The sequence below is a fragment of the Sutterella megalosphaeroides genome (assembly GCF_003609995.1).
GTDB lineage: Bacteria > Pseudomonadota > Gammaproteobacteria > Burkholderiales > Burkholderiaceae_F > Sutterella > Sutterella megalosphaeroides.
In genome coordinates this window covers 1,584,776-1,610,733 of the sequence record NZ_AP018786.1, presented here as the reverse complement: position 1 = coordinate 1,610,733, position 25,958 = coordinate 1,584,776, and the positions used below count along the sequence as shown (strand labels likewise).

The following is a 25,958-nucleotide window of genomic DNA, read 5'->3' as shown; positions in this document are numbered from 1 at the left end:
AGGAGTTCGCAACGCATGAGCTCTCTCGGATCTTTCGAATGTTTGATCCGAGGGGCTCACGCTGAAATCGCACGATTCATTCTTTTTCGGGCCTCGTCTTGAGGCCCCGGGTATGGTCCCCCGGGCGCTTCGCGGCATGTTCCACGGAGCGCCTTTTCGTTGGGGCGTCCGTGCGGGCACCCCCGAAAACGACGAAACCCTTCCGTCCTCTCGCCGTGCAAACGAGGAAGAAGGAAGGGTTTCTCTGTCGTTGTCGGGTTGGGAGCGCCTCGTGCAACCCGGGGAAAAATCCTTCGGTCCGTGCAATGCCCGAGGACGTTTCGCCCGGAAGCGCTTCAACCGTTCAAGCGCTCACGCCGATCAGTAGTTTTCGGCGCGAACTTCGAAGTAGGCCTTGCTGTAGCCGCAGACGGGGCAGATTTCGGGGGCCTTGTTGCCGACCACGAGGTGACCGCAAACGCGGCATTCCCACATGTACTGACCGGCCTTTTCGAAGACCTTGTTCATTTCGACGTTCTTCAAGAGCTTGAGGTAACGTTCTTCGTGGGCGCGTTCGATGTCGCCGACCGCACGGAAACGCGCGGCGAGTTCGGGGAAGCCTTCGGCTTCCGCTTCTTCGGCGAACGTCTTGTACATGTCGGTCCATTCGTAGTTTTCGCCTTCGGCGGCGGCCTTGAGGTTCTGGGCCGTGTCACCGATGCCGCCCAAGGCCTCGAACCAGAGGCGGGCGTGTTCCTGTTCGTTGCGGGCGGTCTTCAGGAAGATTTCGGCGAGCTGCTCGTACCCTTCGCGCTTCGCCACTTCGGCGAAGTACGTGTACTTGTTGCGAGCCTGGGATTCGCCCGCGAAGGCGGCCTTCAGGTTCGCTTCGGTCTTCGTGCCGGCGAGGCTCTTCTTGCCGCCCGCGCACTGCGGGGCGGTCTGCTTGGCGGCGGGAGCGGCTTCGATCTTTTCGAAGTAGGTCGCGTCCTTGTGGCAGAGCGGGCAGAGGTAGCCTTCGGGGAGTTCGTCGCCTTCGTAGACGTAGCCGCAGACTTTGCAACGGTAGCTCATTCGTTTTTCTCCTAAATCCCGACGTCGGTCGGTGTACGTGGTATGAAGCATTCTATGAGCGGTTTCGGAAAGGGGGCGCTCGTAGAATTCCTTGTAAAGGGTTTCGAGTTCGGGGTTGAGGTCGCTTCGGCGTACCGTCATCGCGGCGTCGCGCTTGTAGAGACTCTCGATGCGGGCTTCGCGGCGCTTGTCGGCTTCGGGACCGAAGGCCTTGGGCTGCCCGCCCCCGCCGATGCAGCCGCCCGGACACGTCATCACTTCGACGAAGTGGTAGTCGGCGCGACCCGCTTGGATCTCTTCGATGAGGCGGCCAGCGTTCGCCGTCCCGTAGACGACCGCCACCTTGACGGTGGTGCCGTTGATGTCGACCGAGGCTTCCTTCATGTCCTCGAGGCCGCGCACGGGCTTGAGGTCATAGAGGTCCGCCGGGGCGTCTTCGCCCGTGAGTTCCGCGTAGGCCGTACGAAGCGCCGCTTCCATGACGCCCCCGGTGTTGCCGAAGATGACGCCCGCGCCCGAGGCCTGGCCCATGAAGTTGTCAAACGCCGAGTCTTCGAGCGTGTCGAAGTCGATCCCTTCGGCCTTCGCCCATTCGGCGAGTTCCGTCGTCGTGATGACGTAGTCCATGTCGCGCATCGCAGGATCGCCCAGCATGCGGCCCGCGGCGTTCATTTCTTCGCGGCGGATTTCAGCCTTCTTGGCGGTGCAGGGCGTGACGGCGACGTTCACGATCGTCTTGGGATCGAGCCCCGCCTTCTTCGCAAAGTAGGTCTTGATCGTGGGACCTTGCATGCCGATCGGGCTCTTCGCGCTCGAAATATGCGGCAGGAACTCCGGATGATAGATTTCGCACCAACGCACCCAGGCGGGGCAGCAGCTCGTGAACTGCGGCAGGGGCCCGGTCTTCTTCGTAATGCGCTCGACGAGTTCGGCCGCTTCTTCAACGATCGTCATGTCGGCGGCGAAGTTCGTGTCGAGCACGTAGTCGCCCCCGAGTTTGCGAAGAAGCGCCACCATCCGCCCTTCGACAAAGGCCCCGGGTTCCATCCCGAACGCTTCGCCGAGACCGACGCGCACCGAGGGCGAGGTCGAAAAGATCACCACCTTCGCGGGGTCGGCAATCGCGGCCTTGACGGCTTCCCATTCGGGCTTCACGATGATCGAATTCACGGGGCACACCGCGGCGCACTGACCGCAGTGCACGCACACCGCACGGTCGCCCGTGTCGGCCAAGTCGTACGTGCCGTGCACGCCGATGTAGGTTTCACACACGTCGCGGCAGAGCGTACAGGAGACGCAACGGTCTTCGATGCGGGCGATCGCGGGGTTGTCCGCGTCGATCGGGACGCGGACCTTGGGATCCATGTGTTTGCTCATGTTTCGAAGTCGGTTTGTTTTTATCGGGGTCTTTCGGAAGGACGTCGTTCGGGGTGCGCCCCGCGCTGACGAACGTTGTCGAAAGCTCGGGGGAAAAGGGGCGCAACGTGTTGACGTCCTATCCGCTGTTCCGTCTCATTGTAGTCCGCGATCGACCAAGCGGGACGGCAACCGGTAAAACCTGTTTTCAAATACCGTATTTACGGCACAATCGTCGCGATAGCGTAGGACGGTGCGGTGGGAACGGTCAGCTCCGGGGGGGACTTTCGAGAAGTTTCGCGACGCGCTTCACAAGGCGCGTGAGGAAGCCCTTTTCGACGGCCTCCACGAAGACCGCGGGTCGGTCGCGTTCGGACCGAAGAATATCCGTGATAAGCGCGCCGATCAAGCGGCCGTCCGCCCGATCGGGGTCCGCGTCGTGCCACGAGGTGATGCCGCGCGATTCGAGAACCGCCACGTAGTTTCCGTCGGAGTAGCCCGAAAGGAGCCGCCGTGCTTTGGCCGCTTCGGGCCCGTACGTGAAGGCGGGGCCCATCGGCGTCATCGCCGTGCGACCGAGAATCGTGGGATTTGCTTCGGCGCGCTCAAGGAAAGACAAGAGACCGATCAAATCGGCAAAGGGGCCGAAGGAACGGGAGGTGACGGTCGAGGAGACGCGGGACTCCGAGACAGCCGGAGAGGCTCCCGAAGCAGAAGCCGAAACGGAATTCGAAGCCAAGTTGCAAAGGACGGACGATCCCGAACCGAAGGGCTGTGCGAAGCCCGAGTGAGTCGCTGCAGGCGTGCAAGCGTGCGCTTCGGAGTCGCCGTTCGAGTCGTCTTCGTCGTTCATTGCAAAGACCGAGAGTAAGGCTTCAAGGCGGCGTCCCGCCGCCCACCGCTGCCAGGCGCCGTCTTCGATACGTTCTTCGCGAAGGAGCGTGACGAGCACTGCAAAGGCGTCCGCGGGCAAGAGGTGACGGAGTTTCTCCGTCGATACGTCGTCGATTCGAACGGTCGTGCCGTAGATCGAGCCTTTGAGAAGAAGGTCTCCTGCTTCCGACGCCCGCAGTGTATCGAGCTCCCGCCAGAAGTCGGTGGTCTCCTGCGTGTAGCGCGTGAAGACGATTCGGTTTTCGTCGTCGGACGCCCACGTGCCCGGTCGGTGACGAACGGACGCGAGGTGCTTTGCGTAGGCGGCGGCCGCCGAACGGAACCGTTCCAATGCCTTTTCTTCGGGCGTTTCCTCGCGCCCCTCCGAACGGGCTTCGTCCTTCAAGCGAGCGTAGGCCTCGAGCCGCTCGGCGTCGGAGGCGCCTTTGCGACACGTATCGGCGGGGTACCGCTCGGCGTTTTTCGAGAGCTTCGCGCGCACGGCGGCATTGAGGTCGACCCCTAGACGGTCGGCAAGAAGTACCCCGTAAATCAGAACGTCCGCCAGTTCTTCCGCCTGACGGGCGCGCTTTTCCGACACGTCCGCGTCCGTGCCGCTCCACTGAAAGCACTCCAGGAGCTCGGCCGCCTCGATCGAAATCGAGAGCGCCAGGTCCTTCGGGTGGTGGAAGGGCGCCCAGTTACGATCGTCACGGAAGCGGAGGATCGCGCGAACGGTGTCGGCGGAAAGGGAATTTTCGGTCATGGGAAGCGTTGACATTCGGAATAGGGGAGTTCGAGCACGGAGACCAGGCGACGAACGACGCCGTACGTGGCCGGGAAAGTGTACAACGGCGGGCATTCGGGCGATGCGGCGCACGGCCCCGGACTTTCCGGGACCGTCGGCAACTCATGAAGAAACGGGACGCGGAAGATAAACCGCATCCCGTTTCGACGTGAAAAGTCTTGATTGACGTGCCGGTCAGGCGACTCGATTACTCAAAAGAACGCTTCGGTTTTTGCAGACACACCGGAATAAAAAGTGAACAAACCGCAATTTCGTTGCAAAAAGCCGGGGCTTTCGGACTTGAGTCGTCGCGGTCGAGGGGCGCTCTAAGCGATCAGTCCGCGACCCGGCGGAATTCCTGAATGTCGTGGCCGGCTTCGACGAGGACCTTCAGCCACTCGGGTTGACGGCCGCGGCCCGTCCAGACTTCGCCCTTGGGGCCCACATACTTGACGCTACCCGTCTTCGTCTTGACGGGCGGGAGCGTGAAGACGAGTTCGTCGGGGCGGATTTCGGCCTGGTTGATGAGGCGCTGACACTCCTGAACGGCCAGGCGGTGAATCTGGTTGCGCTTGCGGCGAATCTGATCCTGAAGTTCGGAGATCTCAACAAGGGCGGTCTGAAGGTCGGAAGCCATAAAGGATCCTCTCTGAAAGGAGTTTTCGGATAAAAAGGGAAAAAAATCCGAGGGCCGAACGTTTTGACGTCAATCGGGTACACTGAGTTCGTTTCGGGGCGTACCCGACCCAACAGCGCCGCCTCGCGCGGCATTTTGCGGCGGGCGATGACTCCGCGAGCAGTCGCCTTACGTTCAAAACATTCGTGTTCGACGATCCGATCGAATCGGGGTTTCGTCGAACGGCGTATACAGCGAATCGCACCCGACGAAAAAGAGAACCGAAGTCCGCTTTTTCCGAGTGCTTTTCGTGAAATTCGCTCCCAGACACACCGAATTATACCGAAAGTTATGTTTATCGATCGAAAAAAAATTACGTGTACCGTCCTCGGTCTCTTTGCGCTTGCAGGGACCGTCTCTGCGCAGAATACGACCATCGATTCCTTCAACGAAGCGAAGAAACTTCTTGAGCGCCAGGTCTATCACGACCATCGCGTTACGATCTACTGCAACGCTATCTTCGACAAGAAAAAGAACATTACGTTGCCCGAAGGTTTCACCGCGTCGAAGCACGAGAAACGTTCGCACCGCGTGGAGTGGGAGCACGTCGTCCCTGCAGAAAACTTCGGGCGGGCATTTCCCGAATGGCGCGAGGGCCATCCCGATTGCGTCGACTCGAAGGGGCGCGACTTCAAGGGGCGCCGCTGCGCCGAGAAGGAGAACATGACCTACCGCCACATGCAGGCCGACATGTACAACCTCTATCCCGCAATCGGTTCCGTGAACGCTTTGCGCTCGAACATCAATTTCGGCATGCTCCCCGGAGCGAAGTCCGACTTCGGCACGTGCCAAATGAAGATCGAAGGGAATACCGTGGAGCCGCCCGAATCCGCGCGCGGCGTGATCGCGCGTACCTACAAGTACATGGATGCGGCCTATAAGGAATTCAACATGTCGCGCCAGCAAAAGCAGCTCATGGACGCTTGGGACAAGATGTACCCGGTCGACGCGTGGGAATGCGAACGTGCCCGCCGCATCGAGAAAATCCAGAAGAACCGAAACGAAATCGTTGCGAAGGCCTGTGAGAAGGCCGGGCTTTGAGACCGCACCCGAGAGCCGGTTCGTACGTGTAAGGGCGCCGTTGCTTCAGGGTCGTAGGACCCGTCGGCCCTACGGTCGATTCACGCTCGGGCTCCTTATCGTCTCCCATCGACCCCGGAACGCATCGTGCGTTTCGGGGTTTTGTCAAGTAGGGGCTCGTCCGTACGGGAGTCCCGGACTTCGTCGGCGGACAAAAACCTTTACAAGTCGACCCCGCCGTTTGCAATCGATCCGAGCAACGCGCGTGCGACGGTTCGGCGCGCCTTCGGCATAATGTTCCCAACGCTTTTTACCGCTCTCACGACGGAATCCTCGGATACGACCCTGGAAGGCGAGCCTTCCGATGCCGGCCGACCGGGCTTCTCCCTGGGGAGCTTACCCACTACGAGTCACCCATGACCAATCAGCTTCCCCGTGCTCTTCTTTCCGACGTCGTTCTCGCGCTTTCGACGGGCGATACGTCGGGCGCCATCGCGCTTCTCGGTCCCGACAACGACCCTTGCCGCTCGGCGGCGGTGGCGTCCTATCGAGCGATCGTGCGTTTCCGCGAAGGTCGTCATGTCGAAGCGCTGAAGCACTTGCGGGACGCGCGCCACATTCTCGAAACGCGCTTCTGGGACAAGACTCCCGAATCGGAAGCCGTCCTCCGGGAAGCGATCGGGATGCTCCCCGCTCCCGACGTTCCGATGCCGCCCGCACTTGAAACCATCCTTCCCCAGCTCGCGCGCATTCGCGTGTTGCGCTTCGAAGTGCTCGTGTTGCGGGAGCTCGGTCTCGACGAAGACAGTGCGGCCGTGAACGACATGCTTCCTTCCTCGGCGCGCATCTGACGTTTGTGCGTCCGTTGCGCCGTTATGCCGCAATTCGACGAGCTCGCCGGGTTGCGGGATTTGAGAAGAGGGAGGTTCCGCCGTGCTTACCGCGATTGAATTTTTAAAACGTCACTCGGCGCTTGCGGGGACGATCGTTATTCTTGCGACTGGGGCCGTGACGGGCCTGGTCGTTTATCAGAAGTCCGTTCAGTCGATGCTTCTCGCGGCGCTCGCGGAACCAGGCGCCGTGGCGGCCTCCGTCATCGTGACGACGGAGCCGCGCGAACGCGGGCTCTTTACCTGGCGGGACCGCGCGAGCATCACCATCGGATCGAGTGTATGGTCGCCGGACGACCCCTCCGCCATGCCCGTGACGTTCGAATTCGACATCGTCGCGCACTTCGGGATTCTTGGCCTCTCGGGCGAAATTCACGCCCTCAACTCGACGGGAATGTCCGCCACGCTCTACAGCCTCTTGAAGGGAATTCGTCCGCATTTGTCGGTCGACTATCGTACGGGGCTTTTCTCCGACGATCTTACGATCGAAGCGGAAGTCTCTCCCTTTGACGTACAGGTGAACGCCACCGAAGCGGGCGTGGGGCCCATCGACTGGCTCGTCTCCGCAACCTCACCCGTACGGATCGTCGTAAAGGCGGGGAGAGCAAGCCCCGTGACGCTCGAAACTTTCTTCGACGACTTCCGCGTCACCGCGTTCGACCCGGCGCGCAATCGTCTGTCGCTCGTTCTCAAGGGCGGGGAATTCCGCAACACGTATCTGCCGCAGCCCTTCGAACGGATCGAGCGCGAATGGTTCATGTCGGAGTCGGAAGGCGTCCTGTCGCGGGTGGAGTTCGATCAGTTCGATCCGAGAGGGCACCTGAACGTCGTCTTCGACGACCTCTACCAACGCGTATCCAAGCGCCCGAAGGAAACCCTGAGGGATCACGCGGACGACTACGAAAACCACACCGAAACGCTTGATGGCGACTACGCGATTTCCGCTAAAACGGCTTCGCTTCGCATTACCCCCGAGGACGGAAACGAGCTCGGGTTCGATGCGGGACAAATCCAAATGAGTTCCCGCGCCGAAAACGTGCCGGTCGTGCTCTTCGAGACGCTCGACGAAGACCAGATCGAACGGGAATTCCGCAAGGCGGGAACCGTAAGCTTCCACCTCGACGAGCTCTCGTTCCTCGCGGAAGGCAAAAAGACCACTGCGACCGCCCACTTCTCCGGAAACCTGACGCCGAAGAAGACCGCGTCGATCGACGTGGCCGCACCCCGCGCGACGCCCGATCCCGAGCACGAGACCCCGCACGAGCGTGCGGAACGGCGTCGTCGCGCCTTCGAAAAGGCGGAAGACACGTCGCCGGACCTCGCTTGGAGCCTCACGGCGGAAATTCCCGACGAGGTGCTCGAAAGCATCGAGACGCTGCTTTCCGGGAAGCGTCGCGGGATCGCCCCGACCTTGCGCCACTTCCTCGTTGAGAAGCCCGCCGAAGACGGTTCCGCATGGTCGATCGACTTCCGAGGCGACATTCGCAAGGGTGCGACCCTCAACGGTCGGAACTTCTCCTGGGAAGTCAAAAAGGCCTACGAGGCGACGCCCGACGGGTTCGTCGGACACTGACGGCGAAACCTGCTTCGATGATCCCAATGATTTGGGACCCGGAGCCGGTTGTTTGTTTCGAGGGGCGACCGATTTTTCATTACCGCCTCCCGAAAGTTCGGTTACTACCTTGGCGGATCTGCCTGAAGCCTGCTCGAAGAACCGAGCAGGCTTTTTTCTTGTTGACACGAATGACACCCGCTGCGGGCTTTTTTGGCGCCTCGTGACGAGAAATCGGGGGGCCGGCTGTCGGAGGACGGAGGCGGGCGTCAAGACGTGTTGCGCACCTTTACGGGGCGCGACCCGAGGGCCTCACCGGGCCCGCACCGACGGAGAAAAAGGCGTCGGTGAACGGTACCGACGAAAGTTCGTTCGTACGCGGTTACGTATTGTCTTCCCGAAAAGAGAACGGCCGGTCACGGTTGCCCGTGCCGGCCGGTGTATGGGGGTCAAGTGCCGCGGGAGCGATCGGGAATCGGTTGATCCTCGACAACCGATATTCCGAATCGCCTCCCGCGGCAAACCCTTCAAAGCGTCATCAGAAGCGCCAGGTCGACTGGAACGTCCCGGAGATTCCCTGACGTTCGCCCGCGAAGGCGCGGGCCGTCGCGTCGATCGTCCAGTTCGACGCGGACGAGGGCGTGAACGAGAAGCCCGCTTCCGCACCGACCGTGCCGCCTTTGATGTTTTCAGCCGGAGCTTCGAGCGACCCTACGCGCAGGGTGGTCTTGCCGTCCAATTCCTGTTCGTAGGAAAGACCCGCCGTGATGCGGCTCGCTTCGTTCACGGCATAGTGAACACGTGCGCCTGCTTTCAGACGATGGCTCGAAACGCTCGCGAACTCGAACTTTTCGTTTCCGATCGAGAAGTCCGCCGAGTCGACGTAGGTGTAACCGTACGCGGCGTAGCCTTCGAGGCGAAGCGCGTGCGAGAGCGCCCATTCGTGCCCGATCTCGGTCGTGAGGCCGTAGTAGGTGCTCGAAACCTCGTAACCCCAGGCGCGATCCATACCGTCCATGAGGACGTTGTCCATCGTGGTATTGAGGTCCCCGATGCGAATCGAGGCGGACGCGTGCGTGCCGTTTTCGAAGTCGAGGCGCAGCGCGGCGCCACCGCCGTTCGTACGGAGCGACCCCGTGCCGTCAAAGCTCTGCCCGGCAAAGGTGTTCTCGGTCGTGTAGTCGCCCTTGCCGTGCTCGTAGAAGAGGGCGCCCGTCACGTCCGCAAAAGACGTACGGCTCCGCCAGCCCGCACCCACGATCGCACTGTAGCCCTTGATGTCGAGGTTGCTCGCCACGTCGAACTTTTCGCGTTTCCCGTAAATGCCGCCGAAGAAGTGGCCGCCCTCGCGGGTTTCCGACCGAAGAGCCGAAAGCTTTTCGGAGACGAGCTCCGCACCCGTGTTGGCAAATGCAACGGACGCGGCGCGAGTACGCGCAACGAGTCGCATCTGGGGATTGACGCGGGCGTTGTCAATGTCGACGTCAATGCCGCCCGAATTGTCTCCGGAGTCGCCGCCGTTGCCGGAATTGTCACTGCCGTCGTCGGGGTTTTCCGTGTCGCCGTCACCCGAATCGTCGACTCCGGGGTTTTCGCCCGGATTGTCGCCCGAGTCGCTGCCGTTGTCGGAATTGTCATTGCCGTCGTCGGGATTTTCCGTGCCGCCGTCACCCGAATCGCCGCCTCCGGGGTTTTCGCCCGGATTGTCGCCCGAGTCGCCGCCGTTGCCGGAGTTGTCATTGCCGTCGTCGGGATTTTCCGTGCCGCCCTCACCCGAATCGCCGCCTCCGGGGTTTCCACCCGAATTGTCGCCCGAATCGCCGTCGCCGGGGTTGGGATCGGGCGTGACGTTCGGTTCGCCTACGTCGACGCCGCCCGAAGGCGATGCGACAAGCGAGCCTTGAGCAATGACACCCACACCCTGATAGATGTCGAAAACCTTCGATTCGTCGTACTTGAATGCGATGTCGGGCGCATCGACGATCTCAAGGAGTTTCAGGGTTTTGAGGTTCGTCAGGTCGGCCGAACCGTCGAGCGTGATGCGTGAAACGGAAACGAGCGTGTCGTCCGTGCGGCTCGCATCCGCGTCGAGAATGGTGAGAATCGGCCGATCGGCGCTCGCGTCCGTATAGACAACATTCGTAAAGTCGATGCGCTCGAAATCGGCCACGGAAAGAACGCTCCCGGAGAAACCGTCGATTTCAAGGGTTCCGCCGGACGAGAACACCGTTTCGCGAAGAGAGGGGGCCTTTCGGAGGAGCGCAGCCGCTTCAACGGGGGGCTCGCCCGGGATAGGCTCTTCAACGGGCACTTCCGTGACGCCGTCGGTGCAGGAACCGTCCGCAGAGCAATCGCCCGGAGGGGGCGCAACGGGAACGGGGACGTTCGACGCGATGAGGCGTGCTTTGCTCAGGTCGGGCATGCCCGCCTCGCTTCCTTTCAAAACAATCCGGTTCCCAACGCTCGACGAATGATCGGCCGTGCCGTCCAAACCGTAGTTTACAAAGCGCGCATAGACGTTGCCGATCACTTTGCCGCCCGAGATTTCGACGATGTTTTCCGAAACCGTTCCGTCGAGAACGGCGTGACCGCCGTAGATGTCGCCCGTAAAGGTGCCGCCCTTCATTTCGACGACATTGCCCGTCGCCGTGCCCGAAGCGGTCTGCCCGCCCGCGAGCGTTCCCGTGAGCGTACCGCCTTCGATGACAACGCGATTTTTCGCGGCTGTCCCTTCGGTCGAGAGTCCTCCCACGAAGAACCCGCTGTGAATGCCCTCGTCGTCCGCCATGCGTACGACGTTCGATGTCACGGTGCCCGAGTTTGATCGGGCGCCGTAGACATCACCGCCGACGGCGCCGCCCGTAACGACGACCCGATTGCTCACCGCATCTCCCGTGTCGGTTTGAGCGCCCGTTAACGAACCGTAAGGAAGGAAATAGGCGGCGTCGGCATCATCGAGCCGCGGACCGGACTCAAGAAACACGCTGTTGCCTCGCGCAATCGAATCCAATTGCGCTTGCACGCCGAACACACGCTGCACGCGAACGTGTTCGCCCGTCAGATGAACTTCGTTGTCCTCGGCGAGCCCGGAGTCGACGATTGCGGCGCCGAACTCATTTACATAGGACCAGTCTTCCAGGTAGGCTCGATTTCCGACGGCAAGGTTGCCGGCGCTTGCGGCATAGGCGCGATCGATGCGAGTCGGCAATTCGCTCCCGGAACCGCCGTAAGGGCTCTTGTAGCCTCGAAGGATCAGCGTATTTCGTTCGGCCGACCCCGAGTAGGTGCGTACGCCGAGGTAGGTGGGTTCACGGTTGAGGACCACGCTTTGGAGAAGAACGGTGTTGTCGGCAACCCGCCCCGTTTGACTTTCGTGACCGACCGTAGTGCCGTAAGCGGCCAGGCGCATCCGCTTGAGCTCGAGAGAATTGCCTACGACGTCACCCGATTCGGAGAAAGAGCCTCGAAGAATGAAGGAAACGCCAAGCGAGCCGTTGCCTCCTCTGTAGGAGCCGTCGACAACGAGTCGGTTGCCCGTAACGAGGCCCGACTTGCCGTAACCCCCGTAGAGGTAGCCGATACCCGATTTGACCATCTCCGGATCATTGACCGTGACGGTATTGTTCGAAACGGTTGCGCCCCCGTCCGAATAGCCTCCCGCCACGGTGTCGTACGACCATGTAACGGGCGTCGCAACGCCGTTGAGAACGTACTCGGTGTTTTTCAACACGACGTCGTTGCCGCTCGTCGACTCGGGAATGACCATAACCGGACCCGCCGATGCGGCACCGGTCGAGAAGGCCAGTGCGGCGGCAAGCGCACGCGCGAGCGCGGCAACGGTAAAGTGCGGGGATTGGGATTTCAAGACTCAACCTCCTTGGTGGTTTGTTTCGGTATTTACCCTTACTCGGGTGATGAGGCGGCCCGAGATTACCATGTTTTGTCAACAATGTGAAGCAAAAATCGACCGCGGTGTATGCGGTCCCGATCGTGGCAGCCGACAATACCAGACTTCGCCTTCGGTACTCGAACCGATATGAGAAAATACGTAAGAATTTCCCTGATTCTTATGCTTTTTGACGGACTCGGGACCTGTTTTCTGCGTTTTCCGTAGTGTGCACCTCGGTTGACTCCGCATGAACTGTTACAATCACCGTGGTTTTCGGGGGTTCTGCTCGAGCCGACATACGAGGTCGGATATCGCCCCTCACCGGAGGGTTTGTGCTCGTTGAACGTGCGCAGGGCCGGCCTCTTTCCTCCTTTCATCAGAGATTTTCGAGTCATCGCATGCCGAACAACGCTACACGCCCGATACTGCCGGAACCGTCCTTTTCACCGGTATCGGGCGACATCGGAAAACCCGACTCCGGGTCGGCGATTCCGTTGATGAACTCCGCGGGTTCGACCGCGTGTTGCGACGACCTCCCGATGGAACTCCTCCCCGGGTGGAAGAATCCTTCGTCGCTTGCCGCTCTCAAGCTCATCCGACGTACGATCCATCGGTATCCGGAGCCCGGCTGGACGGAATTTCTCTCAACCGCCCGTGTGGCGGAAATCCTGGAGGAACTTGGATTTCGACTCACGTGGGGGCCGCAATTCATCCGGCCCGAATTCGTCCGGGGGCGCGACGCGAGGGCTGCGGAAGAGGGGAAGGAATTCGCGCGAGCATCGGGTGTATCCGAAACTCTCATACGGAAAATGGGCGACTACCCGGGGCTTGTGGCCGAAATCGATACGGGCGTGCCCGGCAAAACCGTTGCGATCCGTGTCGAACTTGACGCTCTGGCCGTCGAGGAGCCCGTCAATATCGAGCATCTTCCCGCGCGCGAGGGCTTTGTCTCCGTACGTCACGGCATTATGCACGCCTGCGGACACGACGGCCATCAGGCTGTGGCCGTCGAACTGGCGCGGTTCGTCAAAACGAATCTCCCGCGCCTTACGGGCAAAATCCGCTTCATTTTCCAACCGGCCGAAGAGGGATCGCGCGGTGCATACCCGATCGTCATGTCGGGTGTTTTGGACGACGTCGACGTGCTCCTTTGCGCGCACCTCGGGGTCGACATCCCGGCGGGGACCGTGGTGGCCGCTCCCGAAAAGTTTCTCTGTACGACGAAGCTCGACCTCGAATTCCGCGGGAGTCCTTCGCACGCCGGCATGCAGCCTCAGCTCGGGAGGAACGCCCTTTTGGCAGCCGCAAACGCCGCCATCAACGTTATGGCGCTTCCGCGCCACGCCGAAGGCATGACCCGAGTCAACGTGGGTGCCCTTCATGCGGGGGAAGGCCGTAATGTCGTGCCTTCACACGCCACGATGGAAGTGGAAGTGCGCGGAGAAAACGAAGCGATCAATCGGGAGCTTGCTTCGGAAGCGCTCCTTCGCGCCCGCGGTGCCGCTATCGCCTTCGGGGTCGAGATGCTCTCGCGCACGGTCGGGGAAGCGATCGACTTCGTACCCGACGAATCGATTACGCAGCTGATTGCGGTCTGCGCACGACGCGCCCGCTTTTGCGAAAAGGTGCTACCCACGCACCCCTACAACGGGTCGGACGACGGCACGCTCATGATCCGTTGCGTGCAGGAGCACGGGGGACGTGCGGGCTATTTTATGGTCGGGGCTGCGCACGACGACTGCCGCGCCCATGCTGCGGTCGACTTTGAGGAGCGCTATCTTCTGACGCTCTACGACACGTACGCGAACCTCCTCGTTGCCTTGGTCGGGAACTGGAAGTAAACCGTCGACGCCTCACACACAAGCCGCACACAAGCGATAAAGCGAAAGGCCCCGGATGCGAAATCACGGGGCCTTCGGCTTTCTTTGCTTCTCCTTTTACGGCCCGGGGCGATTTCTCACCCCGGGGTTTCTCAACGCTCAGAACTTCCAGCGAACGCCGAGGTTCCCTTCGCGCGCCGTATAGCCACTGTCGCCCTTGCGGATGCGGAATTCGCCGTAACCCGAGAGAGACTTCGTGAATGGGAGGGTGGAACCGACGGCCGCCTCGACGAGGTTGTCGGCTCCCGCTTCGCGGCTTTTGAGCGTACCGTTGATGCGAGCTGTCGCGTCCTTCGTGCGGTGCACCCAGTTGACTTCCGCGTACGGGATGGCACCTGAAAGCGCGGAATGGTCAAAGGCGGCACGAAGTCCGAGTTCGGTCTCAACCGTGTTCTCACCCCCGAAGGCGATGCGGTCGTGGTCCGCGGTCTCGACGTCGTCGTACGAAGCGCCAAACCAGGTCGCCTGGAAGCGCGGCTCAAACCGCACGGAGGCAGTCTGGGTACCCGAGGTGCCGAGACTCAGCGCCGGCAGCACCCACCCGAGTTCGACGGAGGCCGACCAACCCCGACCATCGACGTCGATGCTCGATCGGTTGTTGGTGACTTCACTCGTGAAGGACGAGTACTGCATCCAGGCGGAAGCGTAGGGGCCCGTGGGATCGGAAAGCAATCCTTCGGCGTACTCGGCCGCGTTCCAACCGACATAGAGACCCGCCGACCAGCCGTCGACGTCCGCCCCGGAATTCGAAATCGAGCCCGAGGCTTTGACATCGGACATCCCGTAGGCGCCCATGACGCCCGCATGCAGGATACCGCCGAAGGAGGGAGTCAATCGGACCACATCGGTACCGAGGAAGGTTGTGCTTGTCGTTGAGCGGATACCGACGCTACCCGTATCGTCGTGCGACTTCGTGTGACTGACAGACTCGTGCATCCAGAGCGCGGTCTGCTTCACTTCCCCCGTGAAGGGATCGATGTAGGGGCGAAGGCCCAGACGATCGTGGAGCGACAGACCGAACATCCTGGTCGAGGCCGAAATCCCGAGGTAAGCCCCGCGGTCGGGCGAAACCGTCTTCACACCGTCCTCGCCGTAGGAGGTGAGGATGTAGTCGCGCCCGCCGTCGGGAGCTTCCGTGTCGGCCGCAAAGTACGTAAAGCCTCCGGACTCGATCGGACCGTCCGCGAGAGCATACGTCAGGTCGCCACCGTCCGTGGCACGCAGGAGCACCATGCGTTCGAGCGCACCGCGATCGAGTTCCTCATGCTGAAGGTCGATCGAGAAGAGGACGGAACCCGTCGCACGGCCGTGTACGACCAAGGCGTCGGAGGTGATCCCGACGGTTGCGGTTCCCTTCTTGTCGGCGTTTTCGGTGCCGAGAGCCGCACGAACGTCAATCGTGCCGCCTTGGCCCACGTAGTTCCCGTAGATGTGACGGATCGCGAAATTCGTCGCCGTGTCGCTCTTGCGCTTGGGAGCAAGCACAAGCGTCCCCGAGTTCTTGAGACTGCCGGTCTTCGCCAACCCCTTGTCGTTCCGGCCGACGAGTTCCAAGAGGCTCCCGTTCATGGTGAACGTTGCACCTTCGGCGATCGAAAGGCCCGCCAAACGGAGCACCCGCGCGTTCTTGTCGCCTGCGGCGTCCGCCGCCTGCGAGCGGTCCCAATCGGAGACGGTTGCGTTACCTGCTTCGACGGAGAGGGCGGTGGTGCCCGCCTCAAAGACGCCCGACGCGAAGTCGACGCGGCCGCTGCCCGTCTTCGCAAGCGTCCCGCCCGTGACGGCGACTTCCGCGGCCGTGAGCGTGCGGGTCTCATCGGAAGTGTCGACACCGTAATCGACAACGAGCGTCGACACGTCGTCCATCTTCCAAAGGGTGTTCGAAAGCACGAGCGTATCGGCGGAAGCGTCCAGACGGAGCCGAGTGCCCGCGAGTTCGATCCTGGCGTCGTCCTCGGCAGCGATGCGGCCCGAAACAACGCTCTCCATGCCGTTGCCGGCAATCGCAAGTACCGACCCGTCGTTGAGACGGAGTTCGCCTTCGGCCGCGACCTCCAAGGCACGGACGGACTGCTCGACCGCCGCACCGGATTCGGCGCCGCCCACCGTAATACTTCCCGAACGGGCGGACAAAAGGGTCGGAACGGCCCGATCGTCTTCAAGGTTCCCGAGCGCACCCGAGGCGGCAAGCACCAGTTCGCCGCCGTTCGCCACGACGGACCCCGCGATCGAGCCGAGGCCGTTCGTCAAACGGACGGTCCCGTCGGTCGCGAAGAGATTGACCGACTCTTCCCCGAAGAGCGCGACCTTAACGTCGTAGGTGCCTGTGTCGGACCGAAGCACGGTGTCCTTTTTAAGGTAAGCACGTGCCACGTCCTGGCCGAGCCAGGCGCCTTCGCGGTCGGTAACGAGCTTGAGGGCTCCTTCGAAGCGGGCGGCTTCGGTCGTGCCATCCTTTTCAAAGACATCGATCGCGTAGTCGCCCGTCGTGACGAGATTGCCCGATTCGTCGACGATGTCGACGTGTTCCGCCCCGTAGACGCCCGAAACGCTTCCGATCTTTTGCTCGCTTTCGAGCACGAGAACGAAGCGGTTGGTCGCATCCGTCTCCGCCTTTTCGAGCGTTTCGACGAGATCGAACTTCCCGTCAACGCTTTCGGCCTCGAGCGAGCTCGTGCCGGTTTTGAGACCCGGCAGACCCGCAATTGCCGTGAGCGTCGTCGAGTCGACGCGGACCATCGAGCCCGCGTGGAATAGGGCGCTTTCCGAAGAAACAAGGTTCGCAAGGCGCCCGGGCTTCCCCGAGAGGGCCGAATCCCCGACGGTCATGATGTCGCCCTCGTTTCCGGAACCCGCGAGGTCGAGGATCCCGCCTTCGTCAAGCACCAGGTGGTTGAGGGAGAGGTTCCCGCGGACGCTCAACACCGCATTTTTACTCGCTTCGAACGTACGGACTTTTTCTGCAACGAGCGTGTTCATCGAATGCACCAGTTGGTCGCCCGCGGCAAAGACCGCGTTCGTCAGCATGAAGTCCCCGGCAAACATGTCGACCGCGTTCTCGGGAACCGTGAAGTCGAGGATGAGCGCGTGGCGGTCGTGGGAGACCGAAGAGTTTTCGAAGTCGAAATGCACCGTCCCCGTACCCGTCACCCGTCCGATCGACCCAAAGCGCACGTCCGAGTCGACGTTTTCAATGCGGAGGTGCAATTCCGACTTCTCGCCCACGTCCACCGATACTTCCGAACCTGCGTGCGCGGCAAAGCGGTCTGCGTCGTCCGCGACGGTGAGGGTCGAACCTGCGCGGCTCGTACCGATTCGTACGTCCGCAAGCTGCGCGTAGGTATCGGAGTTCACACGCACGTCGGAGTTCGTAAGCGCAAGACGCAGGCGCTCCGCACCCGCTTCGCGCTTGATTTCACCGAGGCGGCCCGATACGTTCACGAGGTTGAGTTTGGGAAGAGCTCCCGAGCCCTGAGTGAGCGTGAGGCCGCGCAGCACGTAGCTCTCGGGCGTGTCGGGATGGTCGTGCCCGGAGCGCAATGCCGCAAAGCGCGGAACAATCCCGTCCCCTTCGATCGTGAGAACCGAGCCCGCGTTCATCGCGATGCCGTTCGCAAGCCCCGTCGGTACGTGACGGAAGGTGAGTTCCGCCTTGTCGAGTGTAAGGAGCGCACCCGCATTCGGGGAGGGCTCGACACCCGAAACCGAATCGGTGACGAAGCCTTCAATCACGCCCCCGGTGCCCGTGAGCGTTTGCATCGCGGCGATTTCAAGCGTCGCGTCGCGCCCAAGCTCGAGCGATCCGTAGCGGTTTTCGGCGCTAAAGCGGAGCGTTCCCGCACCCGTAACGGTGACGGAGCCGTCCCCCTCGCGGCCAACGGCCTCCTTGATCGCGGCGGAAAGCTCCGCATCGTTCCCGACGGTGCTCACGGGCACGTCGAGTTTGAGCTCGCCCCAGAGGGTGACTTCGTCGATGCGGCTTCGAAGGCCGATCGAAAGAGCGCTCTCGCCCGCCGAACTCGTCGCAAGCGACGCCTCGTAGTCGACCGTTCCGATCACAACGTTGCCGTCCATGAGAGAAGCTTCACGGATTTCGCCCGAACGCCAATCGTTGTTCGCGAAGGAAACGGTGAGGAATTCGTCCACACCCGTCGCGTTCTTTGCCGTGATGAGGTTCGTGACGGCCCCGTCCGGGTTGTCGAACATAAGGAGACTCGTGCGGTCTACGCGGTCGGGGTCGATCTCGATCTTGAGGTCGGTCGCACCGTTCACGCGCAGGGTGTCGAGCGTAAGGCCGCTCGACGAAGCTTCGCCCCCGATCGCGGCCGACCCGAGCGTGATCGTGGAGCCCGCGTTGCTTTCAAGGAGGTAGAGCGTCGCGTTGGCGTCGATGAGGTTCAAGGTCGAGCCCGTCAGCGCACCCGACTCGTTATCCGCGCGACCGCGCGACGAAAGTCGGATCGACGCGTTCGGGTGGATCTGCGAGCGGTTGTCGCCCGACCCGTAGACCGTGAGGTCCGCACCCGCCGCCACATCGAACGTACCCGTAAAACCGTGGGCGTCCCCGATACGCGCCGAACGCTCGAGGCGCACGATCGCGTTTGAGCGACTCGCGGGCGGGGTTTCCCCCTCAATCCCGACGTGGTCGTTCGAGAGGTCGCGAAGCGCCACGACGAAGTCTTCCCCGACGCTCGCTTCGGCACCTCGCATCGTGAGCACGGTTCCCGGATCGTCCTCAAGAGCGAGCGTTCCTTCGAATTCCGAGAGTTGCGTGACGGCATCGTGCATCACGACGTTCCCGTCGATGACGAGGGTCGATGTGGTTCCGCCCGCAATTACGCTCGACGCGGTCAAGTCCGCTTCCGCGAGGGTGAGAACGGACAAGTCATTGATGTCGACGCGGCTTCCCGTTCCCGCCCGAAGAGCAAAGCGTTCGTAATTGTGCTCGGCTTCCATGGAAAGGCGCGCGCCGTCGCCGAGCTCGACGAGCACGGGTGCGTTCATCGCGTTCTCGTAACCGCCCAACACCCAACTGCCGCCCGCAAGGTTCAGGGTCGAGCCGCGATTGACGAGGACGGTCCCCGTAAAGTCGTTCGAGCGGTTGTTGAGCGTCACGTCCCCGACGACGGCGAACCGGCCGTTCCCGGTAATGCGGGCGTCGAAGGTGTGGTCGTTCGCTTCAAGCGCGTTGAAAACGAAGGGCGCGGCCGTGTCGTCGGCGTTGAGAAGGTGAAGTTCCCGAATGCCGTAACCGACGTAAACCCCGGGTTCGTAGGTGACGCCGTTCGATTCGATCGGGTCCTTCTGGATGCTCGCCGTGTAGCTCCAGTACCCTTTCGCGACAACGCGACCCTCCTCCGAAAATTCGGTCGTGACGGGATTCGTGCCCCCTACGGGGTTCCCCTCGGTATCGACGAGATCGAGCGTACCCGACCCTTCGATCTCCATGGCAGCAATCAACTGCACGTAGTTCGAATGGTTCGAACCGAGGTTGCTCGTGTCGATGTCGAGAATGCTGCCGTCCTGTTCGGGACTGCCCCAACCGTTGTGGATCCATTCTTCGGGGTCGACCACGATACGGGCCTGAGTTTCGATCGTGAGTCGCCCGACGCTCGCTGCGGGCGTATAAAGGATGGATCCGTCGGGAAGAACCGTATTCCCGCGGTAGGCGGAAAGATCGAGCACGGGATTCGACGGGACGAGGTCGCCCGCCACGTTGACCGCGGGTCGGAAGGAGAGCGTCGGAAGCGTCAACGTGTCGCTGCCCTGAAAGTTCAGGGTCGCCCCTTGACCGAGACTGAAGTCGCCGATCCGTTCGAAGAGGCGCGAATCGTGGTTGCGGTAGAGGTACGTGCCGCCCGCGATATGAAGCGTCCCCGTAAATCCCGTACCCGCGGGACCGAAAAGGGCGAGTGCATCCGCCTCGACCTGCGCGATCTGTTCCTCTTCCGTGCCCGAAAGCTCTCCGTGGAACGCAAAGATCGTGTCCGCGGTAGGCATCAGAATTTCAAGGCGACCGTCGCCCGAAAAGAGCGTGCGGCTGTCCGTGCGACCTTCGAGCATCCCGGACAACACGAACATTCCGTCCGTATCGGCGCGCCCGTCGAGAATAAGAGTGCTGCCTGCGTCGATGAAGTTCGTCTGCGCGGTCTGCGAGGGCGATGTGGCGTGGTAGACGGCGCCTTCCGTAAGTTCGAGCGCGTCGAGTGAAATTTGCGCCCTTTCGGCGAGGTCGACGTGTTGCGGCCCCGAGAACCTGAGCGTCCCCGTTACGGGTTTGCCTGCATTGACGGAGGCAATGTTTTGGAAGCCGTTCCCCGATTCGAAGTCGATTTCAAGCGTCGCTCCGCGTCCGATCGCGTAACCGGACGCGTGCATGTCGGCGCCGTCGCGAAGACCCAATTTCAGGTACCCGTTCTCGTTCACGACCCAGGTTCCGGAGAAAACGTCCCGCTCGTTCCCGTCCAAGAGCGACCCGTACGAGAGGCTCACGCGACCGTCGGTCGTGAGCGTTCCCGTCCCGGTGAGGCGGTTGCGAACTTCGAAAAAGTCGCTTCCCGAGGGGTCAAGGCCATGAATGTCGAGGGACGCCTCGCCCGAGACCGCGTAATCCCCCTCGAACGCCGAGCCGGATCCGAAGGCAAAGGCCCCGCGCTCGAGCGTCGCGGTCGAAGTGCGACTTCCCGCGAGCGTATCCGTGAGGTCGATCGCGGTGCGGCTTCGGTTTGCAAAGACCGCCCGCGCCGCGGAATCAAGTTCGATCGTACCTGTGAAGCCGGAGAAAACGCCCCCGTCCGCCGTGTCGATCCGAAGCAGGCGATTGGCGCCGACCGCAAGACTTCCGTCGCCCGTCAGGCGGGCGTTGTTCGTAAGCACATTCGTGCTTCCGAGCAGGTTCCAGCGCGCTCCTTCCGTAAGGCTCACGGTCCCCGAGGAGACGAGCGCCATCTCCTGGTCGCTTGAAACGTCAAGTCGTGCGCCCGCACCGACGACGCTCCGCGACCCGGCAAAAACATAGCTCGATTCGGTTTCAAGTTTCAAGGTTCCCGCGCGCACGTCCAGATTGCCCGCAAAGTCGCTCGAATCGAGCGCGCGCAACGTAACGGTCGAATCGTCCGTCTTGCGCAACGTCCCTTCGCCGCGAATCACCGTTTCGAGGTCCGTGTTCGGATCGACTGCGTTCCCGCGATCAAGCAACAGTTCGGACCCCTTCGTCGTACGGACTTCCGTCAGACGGTAGAAGCCCCCGACGTCCTTCCCGCCGTTTTGCGTCGTGAGATCGGCCGAGAGGAACGCGGTAACGCCGTCCGAAAGCTTCGTTTCGACACTCGTGTCGCCCTCGAAGGTCGAAATGCCGTCCCCCGCAATGACGAAGCTCGAACCCGACAGGGACGGCGCACGACTTTGCCCGCGTACGAGAAGGTCGAAGATGCCTTCGTCAAGATCCAAGAGGGGGCTTTCCGCGGTCTTACGTTCAACGCGCGACTTGGAAATGCGGATCGTTCCCTTGAGGGTCGAGGCGGTGTTGCCCGCAAGGTTGAGGTGCGCGAGACCGGAACCGAAATCCAAGGTCGAGCCCGTATCAAGCGTGAGACGCTCGATCACAGCCGACCCGTCGCCCGTTAGGTTGAGACTGCTTCCCGACGCAACCGCAAAGAGCGTCTTCGAAGCGTCCGAATTGGGAAGCGCCGAGCCGCCGGTGCCCGTCGCGAACGTAAAGGACGAGCCGTGGCGACCCTTGAGGTCGACGGTCCCGGCGAAGTCGGTAAGGTTCGTGTGTTCGGACGACATGTCAACGGAACCGGCGAGCGAAAGAAGGCTCAATGTCCCCCGGCCCGATACGTCAACGTCAACGCCTGCGCCCGTCGCCGTGTTGCGGTCGATCGCACCGTAGAGCGTGAATTCGCGTACCTCCGAGCCGAGCGTGAGATGCGAGAGCCCCCCGCGCTGGACATTTCGACCGAGGTAGGCGTAGGGAGCGCACACGTCGAGCGTGCCGCCCTCCGTTTTCCCGCCCGAGCCCGCATAAAAGGACGAGAGGAGCGAATAGTTGTTCGAAAGACGTACGGTCGAATCCGCCGCCAGTCGCAACGACGCGTTGTCGAGCGATCGGGTCGTGACGGTTCCGATGTTGAGCAAACTGCCCGACGCAAGGTCGATCGTGCCCGAGTACCCCGTAAGGTCCGCGCTTTTCCCGAGTGTGAGCGTCGCATTCTTTTCGAGTGCCACGGTCCACAGGCCCGTGACGGCCCCTTCCCAAGCCGAGTCGCCCGTGAGGCGCAGGGTCCCGCGGGCATTCGAATTCCCGAGCGCAAGCGTCCCGAGCCCGTCGACGTTCACGTGCCCGACGCGCGACGTGCCGTTCGTGAAGGTCACCGTACCGCGCGAAACCGTCACGCCGCCCGCGCCCGTCAATTGAGCGGAAAGCGTGCGGTCCTCGGCCGCGACGGCGTCGAGCGTCAGATTCTCCGTAAGGTCGAGCTTCGTGATGCGGTAGACGAGGTTGAGATCCGTCGCATTCGCTTCAAGGCGAATGCCGTCGACGTAGGCGTTCCCCACAGTCTTCCCGTTCTCGCGGAGCGTAAAGCTGAAGTTCTCTTCGCCGCGAAGGTCGATCGCACCGACGTTCGCATTGAGTTTCCCTGCGGAAATGAGGGTGTTGCGAGTCGTTTCGTCGTGTAGAAGCACGAAAGCGCCGTTCACCGCCGTCGCCCCCTGCGCGATATCGATCACCGTGCCCGAGCCGAGCGTGACGTTCCCCGAAGCCGACAAGGACGGCGCGACTTCGAGGAGAGGATTTTCAAATCGAAGGGTCGAGCCCGACAGTGTTGTGAGTCCCCCGACCTGCATGCCGGTCCAGGCACCCTGTTCATAGCGTGAACCCGATTCGAGCGTGAGGTGACTGCCCGCCAAGCTCAAGCGTGCGTCGTCCGTGAGCGCCCGAATCACGTGCCCGCCGCGAAGCGTCATGTCGACCGTTTTGAAGGTGAGGGCATCCGACAGGTCCGCGTCGACGTCAAGCACAAGGTCCCGACCGCCCAAGGCGTTTCGGGAAACGAAGTGTCCCGAGGTGAGCTTCGCGTCGTCGCTGATCGTGGTGGTCGCAACCGCGTTCGAATTCCAGGCGACGGAGCCCTCGAATTCGTCGAAGATCTTGACGTTCTCAAAGAGCGCGCTGCCCGTGTTGTCAAAGCGAAGGATGGCGTCGTCCGTACCCTTGAGGTCGGCGGCGTCCGTAAAGACGGAGCGACCGTTCGTCAGCGCCAGGATGCTCCCGTTCAAGTCGACCCGAGCACCGCCCGTGTCGGAGAAGACCAGGCGCCCTATCGATTCGACGTAGCTCTGCGCCCGAACGTCTTCGGCAATGGTGAAGAGCACGTTTTTCCCGAGCGTGAGCACGGTTGTTCCGGAACCCAAGGCGCCCGACACGGGGCCCGTCCCGAGGGTCGAGCCTTCCGTCACGAAGACCGAGCCCGTAAAGGTGTTCGCGCTGCTCGGAGCAAGCAAGACGCTCCCGCGCACTTCGAGCTTCCCGTTCCCCGTGACGCGCGCCGCAAGCGTACGGTCGCTCCGGGGGTTGGTCCCGTCCAAAACGAGCGGCGCCGTGTGACCCGGAAGCAGTTCGATTTCGTTCAAGCGGTAGCCGAGACCGATCCCCCGGCCGCCCATGGTCGGGTCGTCGACCGCCATGAGGCCGAAGTTCCAGTGACCCTTGGCAACCACTTCCGAGGAATTCTCCGCCTTGTAGTCGGCGGTGTGCGCCTTGCCGTCGAAGTTTTCGGAGACGAGTTCGGGCAAAAGGGCGGTCTCGAACCGATCGGCTTCGACCAGCAATTGGATGAAGTTCCCGTTGTCAAGTCCCAGGTGGAAGTGCCCCGATTCGGGGACGGCCTCGTGGCTCCCCTGCGAGAAGGCGCTCGCGTTGACGCGAATCGACCCGACAGACCCCTGCGAGCCGCGAAGGTCAAGTTCGCCCGTATTCAGCGCGGCGATCGTCGCGTTCGAGAAGGTGAAATCGGAAAGGTCCAGTTCGCCCCCATCCCAGACGAGACGGGAGACTTCCGCCGGCACGGTCCCCGACCAGGCGACGCGGGAATTGCGGCCGAGCCCGAGCCCGGCCGTACCGAAGACCGCTTCCGCATCGCGGGTCGTCAAGATGTAAGACGCGTCTTCAAAGCGAATGTCGCCCCGGAAGGCGTCGCCCGCGGACGAGCCTGAGGTCGTCACGTTGGAAAACGCCACGGCGTTCCCGATGCCGCCTGCCGAGAGGAGCAAAAGGGAATCTTCCGTGGCCGTCGTCGCATCCGTTGCGCGAAGGTTGAGCTCCGACAAGGTCCACGCGCCCGTACCCGCCACCGTTAGGCTCGACGCGTCGTCAAAGCGCACGGTCTCACCCAACTGACGCCCGACATAGGGGGCCGTCGTCGAAAGGTTCGAGCCGATGAGCTTCGTCTCACTTGCGGCGATCGTGTTGTCGCCGAGGCGAATGTCGGAGTTTTCGAGTCGGAAGACGAACCCGTCCGCATCCGACCGGAGCGCCGAAACCGTGAAGTCGACGGGGTCGTCCGAACCCACGTTCGAGAGAATCAAAGCGTTCCCGACGTTGAGGCGAATCGCGGATTTCCCTTTCCCGAAGGGCGTTGCCGTTTCAAAGAGTGCGGTGTTCGCATTCACCGTGAGGGCCGAAAGGGCGGACGCGTCCGCGACCCCGTTCATGACGAGGCTCCCTTCGTCGTCGACGTGAAGTGTCCCGGTCGTGAGCGTCAAGGCGCCGCGACCCGCGAAATTCGTTTCGCCCTCGATCAAGGTGGTGCCCGCAACCGCAAGCGCGTGGTTCGAGATGGCGGAACCGAAGTCCCAATTGAAAACCGAGTTGTCGGACGTGAGGTGTTGCACGCGGTCGAAAACGCCCGAAGCACGTACGTTTACACGGCTCGCCGTCGCATTGACGTCGGCCGTCTCGGCTTTCCCGAAGACGGAAGCGCGCGTCGCGTTCACGGTATAGTTCGCGATCGTTGTCGACCCTTGGTAGTTGTTCGCCTCGGACAACCAACGACTCGAGTCGTTTTTGTCGTGGATCGCATAGAGGTCGTTGAAAGTAACGAATGACAGGGTCGAGTCGCCCGCAGGGTCGCCCACGAGCGCCAAGTTGCCCGCACCCGTGAGGTAGGCCGTGAAGTTTCCGCTTCCGGCCCCTTCCGTATCGGAAAAGGTGAAGGTTGCACCGCGCTGCAATTCGAGCGACCGAAGGACCGCAAGCATGTAAAAGCCCTTCTTCTCGCCTTGTGTCTTGGCGGCTACGCCCCAGTTGCCGAATTCGAGACCGTCCACGGTGACTGCGGTCGCGTTCTTGCCGCCGAAGCGGTCGATCGAAGCCTCCTGAAGCGCGTAACGACCGAAAAATCGCACGGCGTCGGGCCCCATACCGTACTCCGCCACGGCCGAAACCGTCCCGTCCTCTTCGAAGAAGCCCTGATAGAACTTTTCGTTCGTGCGTCCAACCTCATTGCCGTAATGGTTCGTGCCGAGCCGGAAGGAGTCCTTCGTAACGCGGTCTCCCCATTTTTCGATCGTCAGGTCGTCGACGCGGATGATCTGCTGCACCAACCCTTGCTCGGATTGCGCGAGAAGCATTCCCGTGTCGTTTGCGGCCTGGTTCTTCTTCGCGAAGTTCTGCGCACGCCCGTTGTAGTCCTGAAGGAAGAACGTCCAGGTGAAATTGCGTCCGCCCGTGTTCCCCTTCATCGTGATGTCAAGAGACTGGTAATAGCGTGCTTCTTCGTTGCTTCCGAAGTAGAAGTCCGTATTGATGTGCGAGTACCGTTGCGGAGCCGACGTGTAGTCGTAAACATGAATTTGATCCCAGGTCCCCTGGGTCCACTGTTCCCACGTGTCGCTCTGCTCCCAAGGATCAGCGTATGCCGAAGATGCGGCAAGCGTCGTTCCCAAGAGGAGGGCGAGCGCGGTCGGCTTCATCGCTGA

General features: G+C 62.0%; 9 protein-coding genes. 4 read left to right on the top strand and 5 right to left on the bottom strand.

What is annotated here, in order from left to right; genetic code table 11:
• Positions 1–360: 360 nt before the first annotated feature.
• The 3 genes from rbr to S6FBBBH3_RS06590 form a co-directional block, all read right to left on the bottom strand.
• On the bottom strand, positions 361–2,430 hold the full coding sequence (rbr, locus tag S6FBBBH3_RS06600; RefSeq protein ID WP_120176994.1) for a rubrerythrin: 2,070 nt from the start codon (positions 2,428–2,430) through the stop codon (positions 361–363).
• A gap of 247 nt (positions 2,431–2,677) precedes the next feature.
• On the bottom strand, positions 2,678–4,048 hold the full coding sequence (locus S6FBBBH3_RS11375; RefSeq protein ID WP_120176993.1) for a MazG-like family protein: 1,371 nt from the start codon (positions 4,046–4,048) through the stop codon (positions 2,678–2,680).
• A 355-nt stretch (positions 4,049–4,403) separates the two neighbouring features.
• Complete coding sequence (locus S6FBBBH3_RS06590; RefSeq protein ID WP_120176992.1) at positions 4,404–4,706, bottom strand: H-NS histone family protein; 303 nt, start codon at positions 4,704–4,706, stop codon at positions 4,404–4,406.
• A 330-nt stretch (positions 4,707–5,036) separates the two neighbouring features.
• Here S6FBBBH3_RS06590 and S6FBBBH3_RS06585 point away from each other — a divergent pair, with 330 nt between their 5' ends.
• The 3 genes from S6FBBBH3_RS06585 to S6FBBBH3_RS06575 all read left to right on the top strand — a co-directional run bounded on the left by S6FBBBH3_RS06585 (position 5,037) and on the right by S6FBBBH3_RS06575 (position 8,228).
• Positions 5,037–5,786: an endonuclease gene (locus S6FBBBH3_RS06585; RefSeq protein WP_120176991.1), complete on the top strand. Its 750-nt coding sequence runs from the start codon at positions 5,037–5,039 to the stop codon at positions 5,784–5,786.
• 395 nt (positions 5,787–6,181) lie between these two features.
• Positions 6,182–6,616 (top strand): hypothetical protein, encoded by a 435-nt coding sequence (locus tag S6FBBBH3_RS06580; protein WP_120176990.1) that lies wholly within the window; start codon positions 6,182–6,184, stop codon positions 6,614–6,616.
• Between the two features lie 82 nt (positions 6,617–6,698).
• On the top strand, positions 6,699–8,228 hold the full coding sequence (locus S6FBBBH3_RS06575; protein ID WP_120176989.1) for a YdgA family protein: 1,530 nt from the start codon (positions 6,699–6,701) through the stop codon (positions 8,226–8,228).
• Positions 8,229–8,745: 517 nt separating this feature from the next.
• On the opposite strand, the gene S6FBBBH3_RS06570 is transcribed toward S6FBBBH3_RS06575, so the two are convergent.
• Positions 8,746–12,072 carry an autotransporter domain-containing protein gene (locus tag S6FBBBH3_RS06570; RefSeq protein ID WP_120176988.1) on the bottom strand — a complete coding sequence of 1,109 codons (3,327 nt, stop codon included), beginning with the start codon at positions 12,070–12,072 and terminating at the stop codon, positions 8,746–8,748.
• Positions 12,073–12,593: 521 nt separating this feature from the next.
• Between S6FBBBH3_RS06570 and S6FBBBH3_RS06565 the strand changes: the two genes are divergently transcribed.
• The gene (locus S6FBBBH3_RS06565) at positions 12,594–13,937 is read left to right on the top strand and encodes an amidohydrolase (protein ID WP_232008745.1); all 1,344 of its coding nucleotides are present in this window, start codon (positions 12,594–12,596) and stop codon (positions 13,935–13,937) included.
• A gap of 138 nt (positions 13,938–14,075) precedes the next feature.
• Here the strand turns inward: S6FBBBH3_RS06565 and S6FBBBH3_RS06560 are convergent, their stop codons facing one another.
• Entirely contained in the window at positions 14,076–25,952 is an 11,877-nt protein-coding gene (locus S6FBBBH3_RS06560) for an autotransporter outer membrane beta-barrel domain-containing protein (protein ID WP_123957656.1), read from the bottom strand.
• Positions 25,953–25,958 lie beyond the last annotated feature (6 nt).

Excerpts from the sequence above, each read along its gene's own strand:
- S6FBBBH3_RS06580 (WP_120176990.1), top strand. The coding sequence starts at position 6,182 with ATGACCAATCAGCTTCCCCGTGCTCTTCTTTCCGACGTCGTTCTCGCG.
- S6FBBBH3_RS11375 (WP_120176993.1), bottom strand. The coding sequence starts at position 4,048 with ATGACCGAAAATTCCCTTTCCGCCGACACCGTTCGCGCGATCCTCCGC.
- S6FBBBH3_RS06565 (WP_232008745.1), top strand. The coding sequence starts at position 12,594 with ATGAACTCCGCGGGTTCGACCGCGTGTTGCGACGACCTCCCGATGGAA.
- S6FBBBH3_RS06590 (WP_120176992.1), bottom strand. The coding sequence starts at position 4,706 with ATGGCTTCCGACCTTCAGACCGCCCTTGTTGAGATCTCCGAACTTCAG.
- S6FBBBH3_RS06585 (WP_120176991.1), top strand. The coding sequence starts at position 5,037 with ATGTTTATCGATCGAAAAAAAATTACGTGTACCGTCCTCGGTCTCTTT.
- S6FBBBH3_RS06560 (WP_123957656.1), bottom strand. The coding sequence starts at position 25,952 with ATGAAGCCGACCGCGCTCGCCCTCCTCTTGGGAACGACGCTTGCCGCA.
- rbr (WP_120176994.1), bottom strand. The coding sequence starts at position 2,430 with ATGAGCAAACACATGGATCCCAAGGTCCGCGTCCCGATCGACGCGGAC.